At 64.1% G+C, this 15,848-nt stretch carries 16 protein-coding genes and 1 pseudogene; 10 read left to right on the forward strand and 7 right to left on the reverse strand.

Annotation, left to right across the window (positions count from 1 at the left end; translation table 11 throughout):
* Positions 1-454 precede the first annotated feature (454 nt).
* Positions 455-1,189 carry a tetratricopeptide repeat protein gene (locus tag FG94_RS02245; protein WP_036206515.1) on the forward strand — a complete coding sequence of 245 codons (735 nt, stop codon included), beginning with the start codon at positions 455-457 and terminating at the stop codon, positions 1,187-1,189.
* Between the two features lie 36 nt (positions 1,190-1,225).
* On the opposite strand, the gene lexA is transcribed toward FG94_RS02245, so the two are convergent.
* Positions 1,226-1,858: a transcriptional repressor LexA gene (gene lexA / locus FG94_RS02250; protein WP_027866747.1), complete on the reverse strand. Its 633-nt coding sequence runs from the start codon at positions 1,856-1,858 to the stop codon at positions 1,226-1,228.
* Positions 1,859-2,131: 273 nt separating this feature from the next.
* Between lexA and rpsF the strand changes: the two genes are divergently transcribed.
* The 8 genes and pseudogenes from rpsF to FG94_RS28375 form a co-directional block, all read left to right on the forward strand.
* Complete coding sequence (rpsF, locus tag FG94_RS02255; protein WP_020656856.1) at positions 2,132-2,518, forward strand: 30S ribosomal protein S6; 387 nt, start codon at positions 2,132-2,134, stop codon at positions 2,516-2,518.
* A 27-nt stretch (positions 2,519-2,545) separates the two neighbouring features.
* Positions 2,546-2,836: a primosomal replication protein N gene (priB, locus tag FG94_RS02260; protein WP_036206519.1), complete on the forward strand. Its 291-nt coding sequence runs from the start codon at positions 2,546-2,548 to the stop codon at positions 2,834-2,836.
* Positions 2,837-2,878: 42 nt separating this feature from the next.
* Positions 2,879-3,169: a 30S ribosomal protein S18 gene (gene rpsR, locus FG94_RS02265; protein ID WP_027866749.1), complete on the forward strand. Its 291-nt coding sequence runs from the start codon at positions 2,879-2,881 to the stop codon at positions 3,167-3,169.
* Between the two features lie 37 nt (positions 3,170-3,206).
* Positions 3,207-3,659, forward strand: a complete 453-nt coding sequence (gene rplI / locus FG94_RS02270) for a 50S ribosomal protein L9 (protein WP_036206522.1) — start codon at positions 3,207-3,209, stop codon at positions 3,657-3,659.
* Between the two features lie 106 nt (positions 3,660-3,765).
* On the forward strand, positions 3,766-5,151 hold the full coding sequence (locus FG94_RS02275; protein WP_036206630.1) for a replicative DNA helicase: 1,386 nt from the start codon (positions 3,766-3,768) through the stop codon (positions 5,149-5,151).
* Positions 5,152-5,238: 87 nt separating this feature from the next.
* Complete coding sequence (locus FG94_RS02280; RefSeq protein ID WP_036206524.1) at positions 5,239-5,865, forward strand: DUF47 domain-containing protein; 627 nt, start codon at positions 5,239-5,241, stop codon at positions 5,863-5,865.
* Positions 5,866-5,898: 33 nt separating this feature from the next.
* Positions 5,899-6,909 carry an inorganic phosphate transporter gene (locus tag FG94_RS02285; protein WP_036206528.1) on the forward strand — a complete coding sequence of 337 codons (1,011 nt, stop codon included), beginning with the start codon at positions 5,899-5,901 and terminating at the stop codon, positions 6,907-6,909.
* A gap of 329 nt (positions 6,910-7,238) precedes the next feature.
* Positions 7,239-7,490, forward strand: a pseudogene (locus FG94_RS28375) (EAL domain-containing protein); the annotation flags it as partial.
* Positions 7,491-7,588: 98 nt separating this feature from the next.
* On the opposite strand, the gene FG94_RS28020 reads toward FG94_RS28375, so the two are convergent.
* Positions 7,589-8,677, reverse strand: coding sequence for a collagen-binding domain-containing protein (locus FG94_RS28020; protein ID WP_229445825.1), 1,089 nt, complete (start codon positions 8,675-8,677; stop codon positions 7,589-7,591).
* A 359-nt stretch (positions 8,678-9,036) separates the two neighbouring features.
* Here FG94_RS28020 and pulA point away from each other — a divergent pair, with 359 nt between their 5' ends.
* Positions 9,037-12,087 (forward strand): pullulanase-type alpha-1,6-glucosidase, encoded by a 3,051-nt coding sequence (gene pulA, locus FG94_RS02295; protein ID WP_229445826.1) that lies wholly within the window; start codon positions 9,037-9,039, stop codon positions 12,085-12,087.
* 43 nt (positions 12,088-12,130) lie between these two features.
* On the opposite strand, the gene FG94_RS02300 is transcribed toward pulA, so the two are convergent.
* The 5 genes from FG94_RS02300 to FG94_RS02320 all read right to left on the reverse strand — a co-directional run bounded on the left by FG94_RS02300 (position 12,131) and on the right by FG94_RS02320 (position 15,796).
* Positions 12,131-13,027 carry an MBL fold metallo-hydrolase gene (locus FG94_RS02300; RefSeq protein WP_036206533.1) on the reverse strand — a complete coding sequence of 299 codons (897 nt, stop codon included), beginning with the start codon at positions 13,025-13,027 and terminating at the stop codon, positions 12,131-12,133.
* A 244-nt stretch (positions 13,028-13,271) separates the two neighbouring features.
* Positions 13,272-14,543: an RNA polymerase sigma factor gene (locus FG94_RS02305; RefSeq protein WP_036206536.1), complete on the reverse strand. Its 1,272-nt coding sequence runs from the start codon at positions 14,541-14,543 to the stop codon at positions 13,272-13,274.
* Complete coding sequence (locus FG94_RS02310) at positions 14,543-14,968, reverse strand: VOC family protein (RefSeq protein WP_036206538.1); 426 nt, start codon at positions 14,966-14,968, stop codon at positions 14,543-14,545. The genes FG94_RS02305 and FG94_RS02310 overlap by 1 nt, the downstream gene beginning before the upstream one ends.
* An 18-nt stretch (positions 14,969-14,986) precedes the next feature.
* Complete coding sequence (locus FG94_RS02315) at positions 14,987-15,400, reverse strand: VOC family protein (RefSeq protein ID WP_036206540.1); 414 nt, start codon at positions 15,398-15,400, stop codon at positions 14,987-14,989.
* A gap of 27 nt (positions 15,401-15,427) precedes the next feature.
* Complete coding sequence (locus FG94_RS02320; RefSeq protein WP_036206542.1) at positions 15,428-15,796, reverse strand: YciI family protein; 369 nt, start codon at positions 15,794-15,796, stop codon at positions 15,428-15,430.
* Between the last annotated feature and the right edge of the window lie 52 nt (positions 15,797-15,848).

Genomic DNA, 15,848 nt, shown 5'->3' on the forward strand with positions numbered 1-15,848 from the left:
GGCACGCCGGCGTACACGTCCGTGTCGTGGAGACCAACCTCAGACCGTGGTGTCAACCGGCGTCATGGCAGCCAAGAAGATGTCCGCTCAAAAGCGCGCCAGCTCCCGCTAACCCGGGCAAAAAAGCAGACATTTCAACTTTGCCAGAAGCGGACATTTCAACTTTGCCTTTACAGGGTGGGCGGCTATACCGGACTGGCAGATCAGTCGATAGCGCCACCGCCGCCCACGCGTTCAGGCCGCAGGTGAGCACCTCTCTGTGCTACGGAGAGTTGAACGCGTGGGCGGCAGTCATTACGCGGATTCTCCGACGCCTCAGGTGGAGCCGCCCACCCTACGGGAAACCTGCGCACTCCTTCAAAACGGCGCCACTGGCGCCGTTTTGTTTCAGCGGTTGAGCAGAGCGGTACATTGCCGCTATCATGGGATTTCCTTTTACCTCAGCCATCTGCCCATGAAGACCAAGCTGTTCCTTGCATCCCTGCTGCTGTGCGGCGCCGCCTTTGCCGGCGAGCTGGAAGACGCCAATGCCCTGTTCGAGAAGAAGGACTACGCGGGCGCGATGAAAATCTACACCAAGCTGGCCAATGCCGGCAATCCGGCCGCGCAGCAGGCGCTGGGCCAGATGTATTTCTACGGCGAAGCAGGGGAGGTCGACGAAGCCAGGGCCGTCGATCTGTTCAAGAGATCCGCCGCCAAGGGTAACAAGGTCGCGATCGACTCGCTCGAACTGATCGAGCAGCGCGTCAAGCGCCGCAAGGACATCGATTACTGGATCAAGGGCTACGACGGCGAGGACCTGAAGTCGGGCGAGTTCCGCTGCACCGCGCCGCGTATTCCCGCGATGTCGAAGGTCAATGCCGACATCGATCGTATCAGCGCGGCCGTGCAGACGTGGCAGGAGTGCTACAACAAGTACGTCACCAACCTGAACGCGTCGCTGCCGCTGACCAAGCGCGTCCCGAGCGACATCCAGAAGCTGATGAACAAGGAGGAGATGGAGAAATCGAATGCTTACCTGGCCCAGCTGCAGGAAAACCTGACCGAGGAAGCGAAGGTGGGTTCGAAGCTGGTGCTGGCGGACTACGCCGCATGGCGCTCGGCGACCGATGCCTATGTGACCGAGCACAACCAGATGGTGAAATCCGCCAAGAAGGATTCCCACTGGGCGGACAAGAAAATTCAATAAGCCGCCGGGCAAGCCGGCAGCTTGGTGGGCGCAGGCTTAGTGCCAGCTGCGCATCAGGCCGACGGCCAGGCCCTCCAGCGCGAACTCGTCTTCCGGGTTCACCTGGATCACCTTGAAGTCCGGATTCTCCGGCAGCAGCTCGACCAGGTTGCCGGTCTTGCGGTAGCGCTTGACCGTGACTTCTTCGCCGAGGCGGGCCACCACGATCTGGCCGTTCTTGGCGCTGTCGATCTTCTTGACGGCCAGGAAGTCGCCGTCGCAGATGCCGGCATCGCGCATCGACCAGCCCTTGACCTTCAGCAGGAAGTCGGGGCGCGCCGAGAACATGGCGGCGTCGACGGAGTAGGTGGCTTCGACGTGTTCCTGGGCCAGGATCGGCGAACCGGCGGCCACGCGGCCGACCAGCGGCAGCGACATCATGAGGGCGGCAGGCACCATCGGGACCTGTTCGACGGACGCGCCGACCAGGCGGATGCCGCGCGAGGTGCCCGGCGAAATCTCGATGGCGCCCTTGCGCGCCAGGGCCTGCAGGTGTTCTTCGGCCGCGTTGGCCGACTTGAAACCCAGCTCGGCCGCGATTTCGGCGCGGGTCGGCGGGAAGCCGGTGTTTTCGATCGCTTCCTTGATCAGGTTAAGGATCTGTTCTTGCCTTGCAGTGAGCTTGAGCATGGGTGTTGTACGGCATTAGTTGTAAGAGCAGACTGTATTTTTGTACAGTATTCTGATATGCGCAAGGGCAAACACAGGAAAACTGTAAAAAATTTGTGCAGTGCGTCCGTATTCGTGGCGCCGATGCCTGCTTTTCGCCGCCATCTGCCGGGCTGGGCCATGCCATGGATTCCCATCCGCCGGTTTTTCAGGCTATAATCGAAGGCTTTCCCTTCCCACACTCGTCTTGACGCCGAGGTGGGCATTTGTTTAAACGTCCTCAAGGAGTGTTGCATGCGTCATTATGAAATCGTTTTTATCGTCCACCCGGACCAGAGCGAACAAGTTCCGGCGATGATCGAGCGTTACAAGACCACGGTGACCAGCCGTGGCGGTAACATCCATCGCGTGGAAGACTGGGGCCGTCGCCAGATGGCTTACCAGATCCAGAAGCTGCCGAAGGCTCACTACATCTGCATGAACATCGAGTGCGACAACGAGACCCTGGTCGAGCTGGAAACCGCATTCAAGTTCAACGATGCCGTCCTGCGTCACCTGACCGTCAAGATGAAGAAGGCCGAAACCGCACCGTCGCCGATGATGAAGTCGGTCCAGCGCGAAGACGCAGCCAAGAGCCACCGCGCAGAAGCAGCAGCCGCTGCTCCGGCCGCCGCTGCCTAAGTTTTTCTCGGGAATTCGTAGAACGCAGTGAACCGGTTCCAGCTCATCGCGACCATCGCGGAGCGAGACGTACTGCGTTTCACCCCGGCCGGCGTCCCCATCGTGGGCGCGATCCTGATGCACGATTCGCAGCAGGTCGAGGCCGGAGTGACAAGGCAGGTCGCGTTTGAAATCCCTGCGCTCGGCGCGGGCGAGATTTCAGGCAGGCTGGAAAGCGCCGAACTCGGTGCCGCCTACCGCTTCGAAGGATTCCTCGCAAGGAAAAACCGCAACAGCAAAGCCTTGGTGTTTCACATCATTGATTTCAGTGCCGCGTAACCGTACTCGGCCTATTTAGATTACAGATACAGGAGCCTCAAAATGGCATTCGGTAAAAAGTTCGACAAAAACAAAGCTAAAGAAAAAATGAAGCGCAAGCAGCAGAACCCGCTGTTCAAGCGCAAGAAGTTCTGCCGCTTCACCGCCGCAGGCGTGGAACAGGTGGACTACAAGGACGTCGACACCCTGAAGGACTTCGTCCAGGAAAACGGCAAGATCATGCCGGCACGTCTGACCGGTACCAAGGCGCACTACCAGCGCCAGGTCGACACCGCCATCAAGCGCGCACGCTACCTCGCGCTGCTGCCGTACACCGACCTGCACAACGCTTAAATCGCGGCACGTCAGCTAGATATCCTGGAGAAAAAATATGCAAGTTATTCTGCTCGAAAAAGTCGTCAACGTCGGTAACCTGGGCGACGTCGTCAAAGTCAAGGACGGTTACGCACGTAACTTCCTGATCCCGCAAAAAATGGCACGCCGCGCCACCCAGGCCGCCGTGGCCGAGTTCGAAACCAAGCGCGCCGAACTGGAAAAAGCAGCAGCTGAAAAGCTGTCGGCAGCCCAGGCGCAAGGCGACAAGCTGAGCGGCATGACCGTCACCATCGCCCAGAAGGCGGGCGTGGACGGCCGTCTGTTCGGTTCGGTCACCAACTTCGACATCGCCGAAGCCCTGAGCAAGCAAGGTTTCCCGGTCGAGAAGTCGCAGGTTCGCATGCCGACCGGTCCGCTGAAGACCACCGGCGAATTCCCGGTCTCCGTCGCGCTGCACACCGACGTGGTTTCGGAAATCACCATCTCGGTGGTTGGCGAAGCTGCCTAAGCTGCTGTTGTATAAATGAAAAAAGCCGGGTTCTCCCGGCTTTTTTTATTCCTGGAAACTCGCCAATTATTTCAGCCGTGTGACCGGAAACGGTATAATGCCCGCCATGAATTCCCCATCCGATCCGCAAGTCGATTCCCTGCGCATCCCGCCGCATTCCATCGAAGCAGAACAGTCCGTCATCGGCGGCCTGCTGCGCGATAACGCCGCCTGGGACCGCATTGCCGACTTCATGCACGCAGAGGATTTCTACCGCTACGACCACCGCATCATCTTCGAACAGATGATCCGCCTGATCAACGCCGGCAAGCCGGCGGACGTGATCACGGTCTACGAAGCCTGCAACATGCTGGGCAAGGCCGAGGAGGTGGGCGGCCTGCAGTACCTGAACGCGATGGCGCAGAACACGCCGTCGGCGGCCAACATCCGCCGCTACGCCGAGATCGTGCGCGACCGCGGCATCCTGCGCAACCTGATCACCGTCGCCGACGAAATCTCGGGCAACGCCTTCAACCCGCAGGGCAAGGAAGTCAAGCAGATGCTTGACGAGGCCGAATCAAAGATCTTCGCCATCGCCGAAACCGGCGCCCGCGGCCAGCAGGGCTGGAACCCGATCCAGCCGCTGCTCACGCAAGTGGTCGAGCGCATCGACGAGCTGTACTCGCGCGAGAACCAGGGCGAGATCACCGGCGTGCCGACCGGCTTCATCGACCTCGACCGCATGACCTCCGGCCTGCAGCCGGGCGACCTGATCATCGTCGCCGGCCGTCCCTCGATGGGCAAGACCGCGTTCTCGGTCAACATCGGCGAGAACGTCGCGATCGAAGCCGGCCTGCCGGTAGCTGTTTTCTCCATGGAAATGGGCGGCGCCCAGCTGGCCATGCGTATGCTCGGCTCGGTGGGCCAGCTCGACCAGCACCGCCTGCGTACCGGCCGCCTGAACGACGAAGACTGGCCGCGCCTGACGCACGCCATTCAAAAGATGAACGACGCCCAGCTCTACATCGACGAGACGCCGGCGCTGAACCCGATCGAGATGCGCGCACGGGCACGACGCCTGGCGCGCCAGTGCGGCAAGCTGGGCCTGATCATCGTCGACTACCTGCAGCTGATGCAGGGCAGCCAGCCGGGCGACAACCGCGCGGCCGAGATCTCCGAGATCTCGCGAAGCCTGAAAGGCCTGGCGAAAGAGCTGCATTGCCCCGTCATCGCACTGTCCCAGCTGAACCGTTCGCTGGAACAGCGACCCAATAAACGACCCGTCATGTCCGACCTGCGCGAATCGGGCGCTATCGAACAGGACGCCGACGTTATCATCTTCCTGTATCGCGACGAGGTCTACAATCCCGACTCGCCCGATAAGGGAACCGCCGAGATCATCATCGGTAAGCAGCGTAATGGCCCGATCGGGGCGATTCGCCTTACCTGGATCGGCTCCTACACCAAGTTCGGCAACTACAGCGGCAACCTGAGCATCTATCAGGGCGATTAAGAAGCAATAAGCCGCGATTTACCACCTCGCCGCTGCCAGCCGTGGCAGCGGTCTCGAAGTCCCAAGAGATTCACAACGGAGAATAATATGTTTGGACGCCTGATGCCCCAGGAGGGCAAGTTTTTTGACCTGTTCAACCAGCACGCCGCCCTGTGCGTGAAGGGCGCGCAGGAAATGGTTGGCCTGATGACCAACTTCGACGACCTGGAAAACCGCACCCACGCCGTCGAAAGCATCGAAAAACAAGCAGACAAGATCACCTACGAATGCGTCGACCTGCTGCACAAGACCTTCATCACCCCGCTCGACCGCGATGACATCCACAAGCTGATCACCAGCATGGACGACATCCTCGACATGATGGAAGACGCGGCCCAGACGGTTTCGCTGTACGACCTGCACGCCGTGACCCCGGAAGCCGCGCGCCTGGCCGAACTGTGCCTGGCTGCCTGCAAGAAGGTGCAGGAAGCCGTCTCCCTGCTGCACGACATGGGCAACGCCCAGAAGATCGTCGCCATCTGCGAAGAGATCGACCGCTTCGAATCGGACGCCGACCACGTGATGCGCGCCGCCATGTCCAAGCTGTTCCGCGACGAGCCGGACGTGCGCAACCTGATCAAGATGAAGGCGATCTACGAGATCCTCGAAACCGTCACCGACCGCTGCGAAGACGTGGCGAACATCGTCGAAGGCATCATCGTCGAGAACGCGTAACGTGCACAGCGCACACGCACAACAAGAATAAACATGGAAACTATTAACATCAGCATTTACGTGCTGGGCTTCCTGGTGCTGCTGGCACTGGTGTTCGACTTCATGAACGGCTTCCACGACTCGGCGAACTCGATCGCCACCGTGGTGTCGACCGGCGTGCTGAAACCCCAGCACGCGGTGGCGATGGCCGCCTTCTTCAACTTCATCGCGATCTTCGTGGTCAACATGAAGGTGGCGCAGACCATCGGCAAGGGTACCATCGACCCGCACGTGGTCGACCATTACGTCATCTTCGGTGCGCTGGTCGGGGCGATCGCCTGGAACATCATCACCTGGTACTACGGCATCCCGTCCTCGTCCTCGCACGCGCTGATCGGCGGCCTGGTGGGCGCGGCGGTGGCGAAGGCAGGCACCGGCTCGCTGATCTCCGGCGGCCTGCTCAAGACCGTGGCCTTCATCGTGGTCGCGCCGATGCTGGGCTTCGCGCTCGGCTCGATCATCATGCTGATCGTGTCCTGGACCTTCGTGAAGTCGACGCCGCGCAAGGTCGACACCTGGTTCCGCCGCCTGCAGCTGGCCTCGGCCGCGGCCTACTCGCTGGGCCACGGCGGCAACGACGCGCAGAAGACCATGGGCATCATCTGGATGCTGCTGATCGCGGCCGGCTACGTCAGCGTCAACGACACCCATCCGCCGGCCTGGGTCATCATCTCCTGCTATGCCGCGATCGCCTTCGGCACGCTGTTCGGCGGCTGGCGCATCGTCAAGACCATGGGCCAGAAGATTACCAAGCTCAAGCCGGTCGGCGGCTTCTGCGCGGAAACCGGCGGCGCCATGACCCTCCTGATGTCGAGCTACTTCGGCATCCCGGTCTCGACCACCCACACCATCACCGGCGCGATCGTCGGCGTGGGCGCCTCGCAGAAGATGTCGGCGGTGCGCTGGGGCGTGGCGGGCAACATCGTCTGGGCCTGGATCTTCACCATCCCGGCCTCGGCCTTCATGGCCGCGATCGCCTGGTGGATCGGCACCCACATCATGTAAGAAGCGCCCCTTCGCTGCTGCATGGAAAGCCCGGCCCGTCCGGGCTTTTTTACGTCCCGCGGGCGCGCGCGGGGGGGGATCGGCCTGTTCCCGAGCACGGCGAGGATGCCGAGACCCTGCTCAAGAATGCGGACATCGCGATGTAGTCGGTCAAGACCGAAGGGAAGGACGGCTTCTGCTTCTTCCAGTCGCGCTGCTTCGCGGCCATCCGTGCCCGGCTCGAGACGGAAGTGGAGCTGCGCCGGGCGCTCGACCTGCAGCACTTCGTGCTGCATTACCAGCCGCGGGTGGATCTGGCGACCGGCAGCGCCGCCAGCATCGTAGCGCTGGTGCGCTGGCAACGGCCTGGCCAGTTGGATGCGCCACGGCGCAGCCCTGGTGCCGGTCTCGGTCAACATTTCGCCGCGCCAGTCCAGCCAGTCCGATTGCGCATCGAACATCAGGAAGGCGACACCCTGATCGCCTCGATGATTGCGATAGCCCACGCGCTGGGCATGCGGGTAGTGGCCGAGGGCAGCGAGAGCCGCCGCCAGATGCAGCTGCTGCAGACCCTCGGCTGCGACGAAGAGCAGGGCTTCTATTTTTTCGCGCCCGGTGGCGCCCGCAGCGCGCCGGGCGCCGCTGGCCCGGGCCTGGGCGGGATGAGCGCCCTGTCGTGCAGTAGTTGCCGGCGCCTGTTTCAGCGGCCCGGAAGCTTGCGCCGCCGACCCGTGAAGGCAATCATCCCCGCGCCGGCCGCCAGCAAGGCCAGGGTTCCCGGTTCCGGCACCTCCGCAGGAAGCGAGCCGGTGAACTTCTGCAAGTGAATTTCGCCACCCTGATTCAGGTTCTTGGCGTATACGCCCCCCTCGACGTTGGCGCCGCCGGTGTTGCTGAACGTCCCGTTTGCTACCAGCACCTGTCCGCCGAAGGTGCGACCGACGCTGACGCTGCTCGCGCCGGCGAAGTTCCAGATCAGCGAGCTGGCCAGGTTCTGGGGCTGGGCGAAGTTGGCGTTGAGGTTTAGGATGCTGTCGTTGGTGTTGAAAATGACCGTGCTGGCGCCGTTCAGGTTAAAACTGAGATCGGAGGTAATGGACGAGAAGATCTTGCTGTCGAGCGTGGTCAGGTCGAACACCAGCATGCCGTCGACCGGCATGCCGTAAAAGCTGACCTGGCGGTCGTTATTGCTGAAAATGACCGAGGTGCCCGGGGTGGCCTGCAGCGCCGATAATTGCGAGGACAGCCCTGTCATCAGCGCCGAGAAATCGGTAGAGGTCGAGGCCTCCAGCGTGCTGTTCATCGTGCTGGTGGTCGCGTTCAGTACCTTGCCGTTCAGGTTGATGCCGCTATAGCTGGCGGCATGGATTTTCTGGCCGAAATTGACGTTGGAAGCGGCGCCGGCGACATAGACATTACCGTTGAAGCTGGAATTGGACGCCGAGCCGCCGACATGGCTTTCGCCGGAATTGACGGTGGCATTCTTGAAGTTGCCGCCGACGACGGCCCCCAAGCCGTTCACGTGCACATTGCCGCTCACGTTGCCGCCCACCGTCAGGCCGGCATAGTTCGACGCGGGGGTCCTGCCGGCGTGCTGCACATATGCGCCACCCTTCACATCGCCACCCACATAGGTGCGGCCGTCGACGTGCGAGGTCGAGTTCAGGTTGCCGCTGACGACAACGTTGAACTGCTGCAGCATTTCGGTGGAAGTGAGCGGTACGGCGGCGGCCTGGCCCGCACTGAACAGCATCATTACGGCAAACGCGGCGGACGTGCGGGCAATCATCGGGTATCCAATCGTGGAAACAGCGCGGATTCAATAATAACAACGTTAATTTCCCGGTGGATATTAAGGCTTTATGAGATTTTCCGCAACAAATTCGTCAAATTCGATGTGGCATATTGACAACTCCGGCAGTCTGCCGATCTTGAGACGGGGCTCGAACGCGGCTTCCGAGATTCCCGGTGTTCCTTTACATTTTTGCTAATGCTGGTAGTAATATTACACAGTGGCGTCTGCCACTGCTGCCGCCTGTGGCTAAGCGGTCCAGGCAATCAGCTTTTAAAAACAACGATTAAGGGGACATTATGCGCAACAGAGGTAGTTTGACTTCACGCTTGCATGTCAGCCTGGCTGCTTGTGGGATGCTTGCTGCAATGGCCGGGATCGCCCTGCCAGCTAGCAGCGCCTTCGCCCAGCAGCCGGCCGCCAGCGCTGCCGCGCCGGTCGCGCCCGGCACCATCCGCATCCATTTCCGCCGCGTCCAGAACGATACCGCCCAGTGGGGCGTGTATTCCTGGGATGGCCCGGCTAGGCCGAGCTCGGCCTGGATCACGGACCGGTTCATGTTCACCCAGAGCGACGATTTCGGCGGCTGGGTCGACATTCCGCTGGCGCCAGGCAAGACCGCCCTGTGGTTCCTCGTCACCGACGGCAGCGGCACCAAGAACTGCGGCGCCGACCAGGGCGCGCAGCTGCCCGCCGACGTGGGTAGCCGTGGCCACGAGATCTGGCTGCTGGAGGGCGACTGCAGCATCTACACCGCGCCGCCTGCGCCCAGCTACGGCAGCCTGGCCCAGGCCGGCGCCCACTGGCTGGCCGCCGGCACCCTGGCCTGGCCGGGCGCGCCCGCCAGCGGCAGCTACAAGCTGTACTACGCGGCGAACGGCGGCCTCGGTTCGGGCGCCGCCGGCGTCACCGGCTTTGACGGCAGCATGGACCTGAGCCTGGCGCCGCTGCCGGAGGCGGTGCGCGCGAAATTTCCGCACCTGGCCGGCAGCACCGGCCTGGCGCTGTCGACGCCAGACGCGGCCAAGGTCGCCGCCCTGGCCAGCGCCCAGTTCGCGATCGCCCAGTTCGACGCTGGCGGCAAGCTGGTGCAGGTGACCTCGCTGCAGACCGCCGGCATGCTCGACGAGGTGTTCGCCGCCCGCGCGGCCGACACCAGGCTCGGCGTGAGCTTCAACGGCGCCGGCGTGCCCACCTTCCGCCTGTGGGCGCCGACCGCCAAGTCGGTGGCGCTCGACATCTATCCGGACGCGAACGCGCCCGCCGCCAGCCAGGTGCCGATGCGCTTCGATGCCGCCACCGGAGTCTGGAGCTACACGGCCCCAAGCGCCGACTGGACCAACCGCGCCTACTACACCTACACCGTCAAGGTGCTGTCGCGCTGGGCCGACAACACGCTGGTGACGAATACCGTTACCGACCCCTACTCGGTGAGCCTGAACGCCAACAGCGCCCGCAGCTATCTCGCCAACCTCGACAGCGAGCAGCTCAAGCCGCGCAACTGGGACAAGCACCGCATCCCGGCGCTCGCGCATCCGGCCGACATCTCCATCTACGAGCTGCACGTGCGCGACTTCTCGCTGAACGACGACTCGGTGCCGGCGGCGCGCCGCGGCAAGTACCTGGCTTTTGCCGAGCGCAATTCGCGCGGCATGCGCCACCTGCAGTCGCTGCAGAAGGCGGGCCTGAGCCACGTGCACCTGCTGCCCGTGTTCGACATCGCCAGCGTCAACGAAGCCGGCTGCGTGTCGCCCGTGATCCCGGATGCCGGCCCGGCCTCGGAAGCACAGCAGGCCGCGATCGAGGCGGTGCGCGATGCCGACTGCTTCAACTGGGGCTACGATCCGGTGCACTACAACGCGCCGGAAGGCAGCTATGCATCGAACGCCAACGACGGTGCCGCGCGCGTGCGCGAGTTCCGCGAGATGGTGCAGGGCCTGCACGAGGCCGGCCTGCGGGTCACCATGGACGTGGTCTACAACCACACCAGCGCCTCGCAGCAAGGCCAGCTGTCGACCCTCGACAAGATCGTGCCGACCTACTACTACCGCCTGAACGACAAGGGCGCCAACCTGAACGACAGCTGCTGCGCCGACACCGCCGCCGAGCACACCATGATGGCCAAGCTGATGACAGACTCGGTGGCCCTGTGGGCCAGCGCGTACAAGGTCGACAGCTTCCGCTTCGACATCATGACGTTTGCGCCGCTGGCCGTGATGCAGGAACTGCAGGCGCGCGTCAACCAGGCCGCCGGCCGCGAGATCTACCTGTACGGCGAAGGCTGGAACTTCGGCGCGGTGGCCAATGACCAGCGCTTCGTGACGGCGCGCCAGGCGAACCTGTTCGGCACCGGCATCGGCTCATTCAACGACCGCCTGCGCGACACGGTGCGCGGTGGCGGCTGCTGCGACGGCGGCGAGAACCTGATTAGCCAGCAGGGCTTCATCAACGGCGTCTGGTATGACCCGAATCACCTGGCAAGGCAGTCGCGCGACGATGCGCTGCGCCTGGCCGACCTGGTGCGCGTGGGCCTGTCGGGCACCCTGCGCGACTACCGTTTCGTCGACCGTTTCGGTTCGCTGCGCAGCAATGCCGACATCGACTACTTCGGCCAGCGCGCCGGCTACACCGCCAGCCCGGTCGAAACCATCAACTACGTCGAGAAGCACGACAACCAGACCCTGTTCGACATCAACGCCTTCCGCCTGCCGCAATCGACCTCGCTTGCGGACCGGGTGCGGGTGCAGAACCTGGGCGCGGCCATCGTGCTGCTGTCGCAGGGCATTCCCTTCATCCATGCGGGACAGGAGCTGCTGCGTTCCAAGTCGCTCGACCGCGACAGCTACAACGCGGGCGACTGGTTCAACCGCCTGGACTACAGCTACGCGTCGAACAATTTCGGCGTGGGCCTGCCATCGAGCGACAAGAACCGCGACAACTGGGGCCTGATGACGCCGGTGCTGGAAAACCCGCTGATCAAGCCGGATACCAGGGCGATCCTGGCGGCGAAGGAGGCGTTTGAAGACCTGCTCCGGATCCGCACGGACAGCGCTTTGTTCCGCCTGCGCAGTGCGAAGGACGTCGAAGAGCGCCTGCGCTTCTACAACACCGGGCCGGACCAGTTGCCCGGCCTGGTGGTGATGCACATCGACGGGGAAAAGCCGGTCCGCTACCCGGAGGCGCGCTACCGCAGCGTGGCGGTGCTGTTCAACGTGGACAAGGAGGCGAAGACGATCGCGATCCCCGAGCTGAAGGGGCGCAAGTTCAAGCTGCACCAGGTGCAGGTCAGCTCGACTGACCCGGTGGTGAAGACGTCCGGCTACGGCGACGCCGACGGCAGCTTCACGATCCCGGCGCGCACGGCGGCGGTATTCGTCGAGAGGGGGGCGAACCGCGGCGAGGAGTGAGCGGTACAAGGCCAGGATACAGGGATGTCCTGGCCGACATGCATCACAGCGTGACTTCCAGGCCTTCGAAGGCCAGCCGCACCTGCAGCTCGCCCAGGCGCTCGCCGTAGCGCGCCATCACGGCGGCGAATGCCGCCTCGAGCTCGTCGTCGCCGCGGGTCGGCTCGTGGTGGGTGCAGTACAGGGCGCGCGCGCCCACGCGCAGCGCCATCTCGATGGCGGCATCGAAAGTGCCGTGGCCCCAGCCGGCCTTGGACGGGTATTCCTCGCGGGTGTAGGAGCAGTCGACGATCAGTGCGTCCACGCCGGCCATGGCGGCGTCGGTCGCGCGCTGGCGCTCGCCCAGGTGCGCTTCGAACGCGTCGAAGGCCGGGTCGCCCGGCGGATGGGGGTTGTGCCAGGGTTCGTGGTCGCCGGTGAAGAACAGCGAGCGGCCATGGCAGGAGATGCGGTAGCCGAGGTTGGTGACCGGGTGGTTCATCAGGACGTTGCCGACCACCGCATCGCCGACCGCGACCGACGTGCCGATGTCGAGGGTACGGTACTCGATGGTGGCGCCCATCTGTGTTTCGCTGACCGGGAAGTAGCTGTTCTGCAGCTGCACCGCCATCACGTGCTCGATGCCCTTGCCGGTCACCGGGTCGTGGGCGCCGTGCAGGCGCACGCGGCTGCCCTTGATGAACAGCGGCGTGAAGAAGGGCAGGCCATGGATGTGGTCCCAGTGGCTGTGGGTGATGAAGATGTTGGCCTGGATCGCCGGCGCCTGCGGCCGCGCCAGCAGGTGCTGGGCCAGCGGGAACAGGCCGGTGCCGCCGTCCAGGATGATCAGGGTGCCATCGTGGCTGCGCACTTCGATGCAGGTGGTGTTGCCGCCGTAGCGCGCCGTGCGTGGACCGGGGGACGGTATCGAACCACGCACCCCCCAGAAGCGGAATTTCATCGGGACTCCCAGCCGAACTTGTTATGTTTTTTGAATACCGAGCATGATAAGGGTTTTGTTCCGCATGACATCAGATATCCGCATTTTTTGAACCCCCTACCCTGGGACATACACGGGGCGTAAGGAAGCTACACTTCTAAGAAATTAACTATTGGAAAAAAATTGCCGCATGCATATGCATACGGCCGCTTCCGGTTCAAAGACCATGCAAGAGCTGAATCCGACCCAAATCGCGCATCGCCATTCAGGAGCGCAGGGAGCGCGCGCGTTCCAGCAGCAGTTCGCGCTCGCGGCCGTTGGCGGTCATGGCGGCGGCGCGTTCGAATTCGCGGCGCGCTTCCTCGACCCGGCCCAGCTTGGCGAGCAGGTCGGCGCGCACGCTCGGCAGCCAGTGGTAGCCGGCCAGCTTGCCGCCAAGCGCCAGCGCGTCGGCCAGCGCCAGGCCGGCGGCGGGACCGTCGGCCATGCCGACGGCCACCGCGCGGTTCAGTTCGACCACCGGAGAAGGCTGGACCTGCGCCAGCTCGCCGTACAGCGCCGCGATTGCGCGCCAGTCGGTCTCTGGAGCAGCGCGGGCGCGGGCGTGGCAGGCCGCGATCTCGGCCTGCAGCAGGTAGGGGCCGCGCGCCAGGCCCAGCTGCGCGGCGCGCGCGAGCGCCGCCAGGCCGCGCCGCACGAGCACCCCGTCCCAGCGCGAACGGTCCTGCTCGAGCAGCAGCACCGGGCGCCCTTCGGCGTCGAGGCGCGCTCCCATGCGCGAGGCCTGCAGTTCCATCAGCGCGACCAGGCCGTGCGCCTCCGGCTCGCCAGGGGCCAGTTCGGCCAGCATGCGGCCCAGGCGCAGGGCTTCGTCCACGAGGGCGGGGCGCATCCAGTCCTCGCCCACGGTGGCGGTATAGCCTTCGTTGAAGATCAGGTAGACGGCTTCCAGCACCGCGCCGAGGCGTTCGCCCAGCTCGTTCGGCGGCGGCAGTTCGAAGGGGACGCGCGCCTCGCCCAAGCTGCGCTTGGCGCGTACGATGCGCTGCGCCATGGTGGCCTCCGGCACCAGGAAGGCGCGTGCGATCTCCTGGGTGGACAGGCCGCCCAGCAGCTTGAGCGTGAGCGCCAGGCGGGCGTCGAGCGAGAGCACCGGGTGGCAGGCCGTGAACATCAGGCGCAGCAGGTCGTCGCCTATCACGTCGTTGCGGGCGGCATCGAGGCTGTCCACGAAATCCGGCACGATGGAGGCCTCCTGGGCTTCGAGGTCGAGGCCGATCTGCTCCAGCTTCTGCTGGAGCAGGCGGTCGCGGCGCAGGCGGTCGAGCGCGGCGTGCTTGGCCGTGGTCGTGAGCCAGGCGCCGGGATTGTCCGGGATGCCCTGGCGCGGCCAGTGCTCGAGGGCCGCCACCAGCGCATCCTGGGCCAGCTCCTCGGCCAGGCCGACGTCGCGCACCATGCGCGCCAGGACCGCTACGATCCTGGCCGATTCGATGCGCCAGACGGCGGCGATGCTGCGTTCGACCTGGGCGTCCATTAAATCTGCGCTGCCGCGTCTTCCGCCTGCGCCGGCATGCCTTCCATATACGCCAGCTCCCACATGTGGCCGTCGAGGTCTTCGAAGCCGTGCTGGTACATGAAACCGTGGTCCTTCGGCGGGTTCGGCCAGCTGCCGCCGGCGGCTTTCGCCTTGGCGGCCATGTCGTCGACGGCGGCGCGGCTGTCACAGGACAGGCACAGCAGCACTTCGGTCGACTTGCGCGCATCGGCGACCGGCTTGTTGGTGAAGCCCTGGAAGAAGGGCTCGGTCAGCAGCATCACGTAGATGTCCTCGCTGACGATCATGCAGGCCGCGTTCTGGTCGGTGAACTGCGGGTTGAATGAAAAACCGAGCGCGCCGAAGAAGGCCTTGCTGCGCTCCAGGTCCTTCACTGGAAGGTTCACGTAGATCTGCTTGTTCATGCTGCTCTCCTTGTCTGCTCAGGCGGCGGCCTGCTGCTCGGGCATGCTCTCGATATAGGTCAGCGCCCACATGTGGCCGTCCAGGTCTTCGAAGCCGTGCTGGTACATGAAGCCGTGGTCCTCCACCGGCTCCGGCAGGGTGGCGCCGAGGGCCAGGGCCTTGCTTGCGACGGCGTCGACCTCGGCCCGGCTGTCGCAGAACAGGCACAGGAGCGCGATCCTGCTGCTGCGCGGATCGGCTAGCGGCTTGGCGCACAGGGTCCGGGCGATGTCTTCGGAGGCGAGCATCACGGTGATGTCGTCTGACACGATCATGCCGGCGCCGTGCTGGCTGCTGAAGCGCTCGTCGAAGCCGAAGCCCAGTCCGGCGAAGAAGGCCTTGCTGCGTTCGAGGTCCCGGACCGGGAGGGTGATGGCGATCTGCTTTTTCATGCTCGTTTCCTTGTGGGGGGGGGAGTGTCAGGAGGGCAGGTCGGCCGGCTCGTAGAGCTGGCGGACTTCGATCTCGGCATTGGCGAACTCGCCGTGCGGGTTGGGAAAGCGGCGCGACCATTCCATCGCCTCTTCGCGCGAGCGCACCCCTATCAAGGTGTAGCCGGCGATCAGCTCCTTGGTGTCGGCGAAGGGACCGTCGGTGACGGTCCGGCGCCCTTCGTCGTAGCGGATGCGCCAGCCGTCGCGGCTGGGGCGCAGGCCGTTGGCGTCGAGCAGGACGCCGGCGCGGGCCAGCTCCTGGTTGTACGCGGTCATGGCGTCGAACAGGGATTGGGCGGGCATGATGCCGGCTTCCGTGTCGGGGGTGGCCTTGACGATGATCATGAAACGCATGGTGGTCTCCTTGTCGTGGGATGGAAGCGTTGGGGGCTTCCATCTGCTACGA

This window comes from Massilia sp. LC238 (assembly GCF_000735635.1).
Taxonomy (GTDB): Bacteria; Pseudomonadota; Gammaproteobacteria; order Burkholderiales; family Burkholderiaceae_D; genus Telluria; species Telluria varians.

Bases quoted from the DNA above. Each gene is read 5' to 3' on its own strand.
- FG94_RS02245 (WP_036206515.1), top strand. From the start codon at position 455: ATGAAGACCAAGCTGTTCCTTGCATCCCTGCTGCTGTGCGGCGCCGCC.
- lexA (WP_027866747.1), bottom strand. From the start codon at position 1,858: ATGCTCAAGCTCACTGCAAGGCAAGAACAGATCCTTAACCTGATCAAG.
- rpsF (WP_020656856.1), top strand. From the start codon at position 2,132: ATGCGTCATTATGAAATCGTTTTTATCGTCCACCCGGACCAGAGCGAA.
- rpsR (WP_027866749.1), top strand. From the start codon at position 2,879: ATGGCATTCGGTAAAAAGTTCGACAAAAACAAAGCTAAAGAAAAAATG.
- rplI (WP_036206522.1), top strand. From the start codon at position 3,207: ATGCAAGTTATTCTGCTCGAAAAAGTCGTCAACGTCGGTAACCTGGGC.
- FG94_RS02275 (WP_036206630.1), top strand. From the start codon at position 3,766: ATGAATTCCCCATCCGATCCGCAAGTCGATTCCCTGCGCATCCCGCCG.
- FG94_RS02280 (WP_036206524.1), top strand. From the start codon at position 5,239: ATGTTTGGACGCCTGATGCCCCAGGAGGGCAAGTTTTTTGACCTGTTC.
- FG94_RS02285 (WP_036206528.1), top strand. From the start codon at position 5,899: ATGGAAACTATTAACATCAGCATTTACGTGCTGGGCTTCCTGGTGCTG.
- FG94_RS28020 (WP_229445825.1), bottom strand. From the start codon at position 8,677: ATGATTGCCCGCACGTCCGCCGCGTTTGCCGTAATGATGCTGTTCAGT.
- pulA (WP_229445826.1), top strand. From the start codon at position 9,037: ATGCTTGCTGCAATGGCCGGGATCGCCCTGCCAGCTAGCAGCGCCTTC.
- FG94_RS02300 (WP_036206533.1), bottom strand. From the start codon at position 13,027: ATGAAATTCCGCTTCTGGGGGGTGCGTGGTTCGATACCGTCCCCCGGT.
- FG94_RS02305 (WP_036206536.1), bottom strand. From the start codon at position 14,543: ATGGACGCCCAGGTCGAACGCAGCATCGCCGCCGTCTGGCGCATCGAA.
- FG94_RS02310 (WP_036206538.1), bottom strand. From the start codon at position 14,968: ATGAACAAGCAGATCTACGTGAACCTTCCAGTGAAGGACCTGGAGCGC.
- FG94_RS02315 (WP_036206540.1), bottom strand. From the start codon at position 15,400: ATGAAAAAGCAGATCGCCATCACCCTCCCGGTCCGGGACCTCGAACGC.
- FG94_RS02320 (WP_036206542.1), bottom strand. From the start codon at position 15,796: ATGCGTTTCATGATCATCGTCAAGGCCACCCCCGACACGGAAGCCGGC.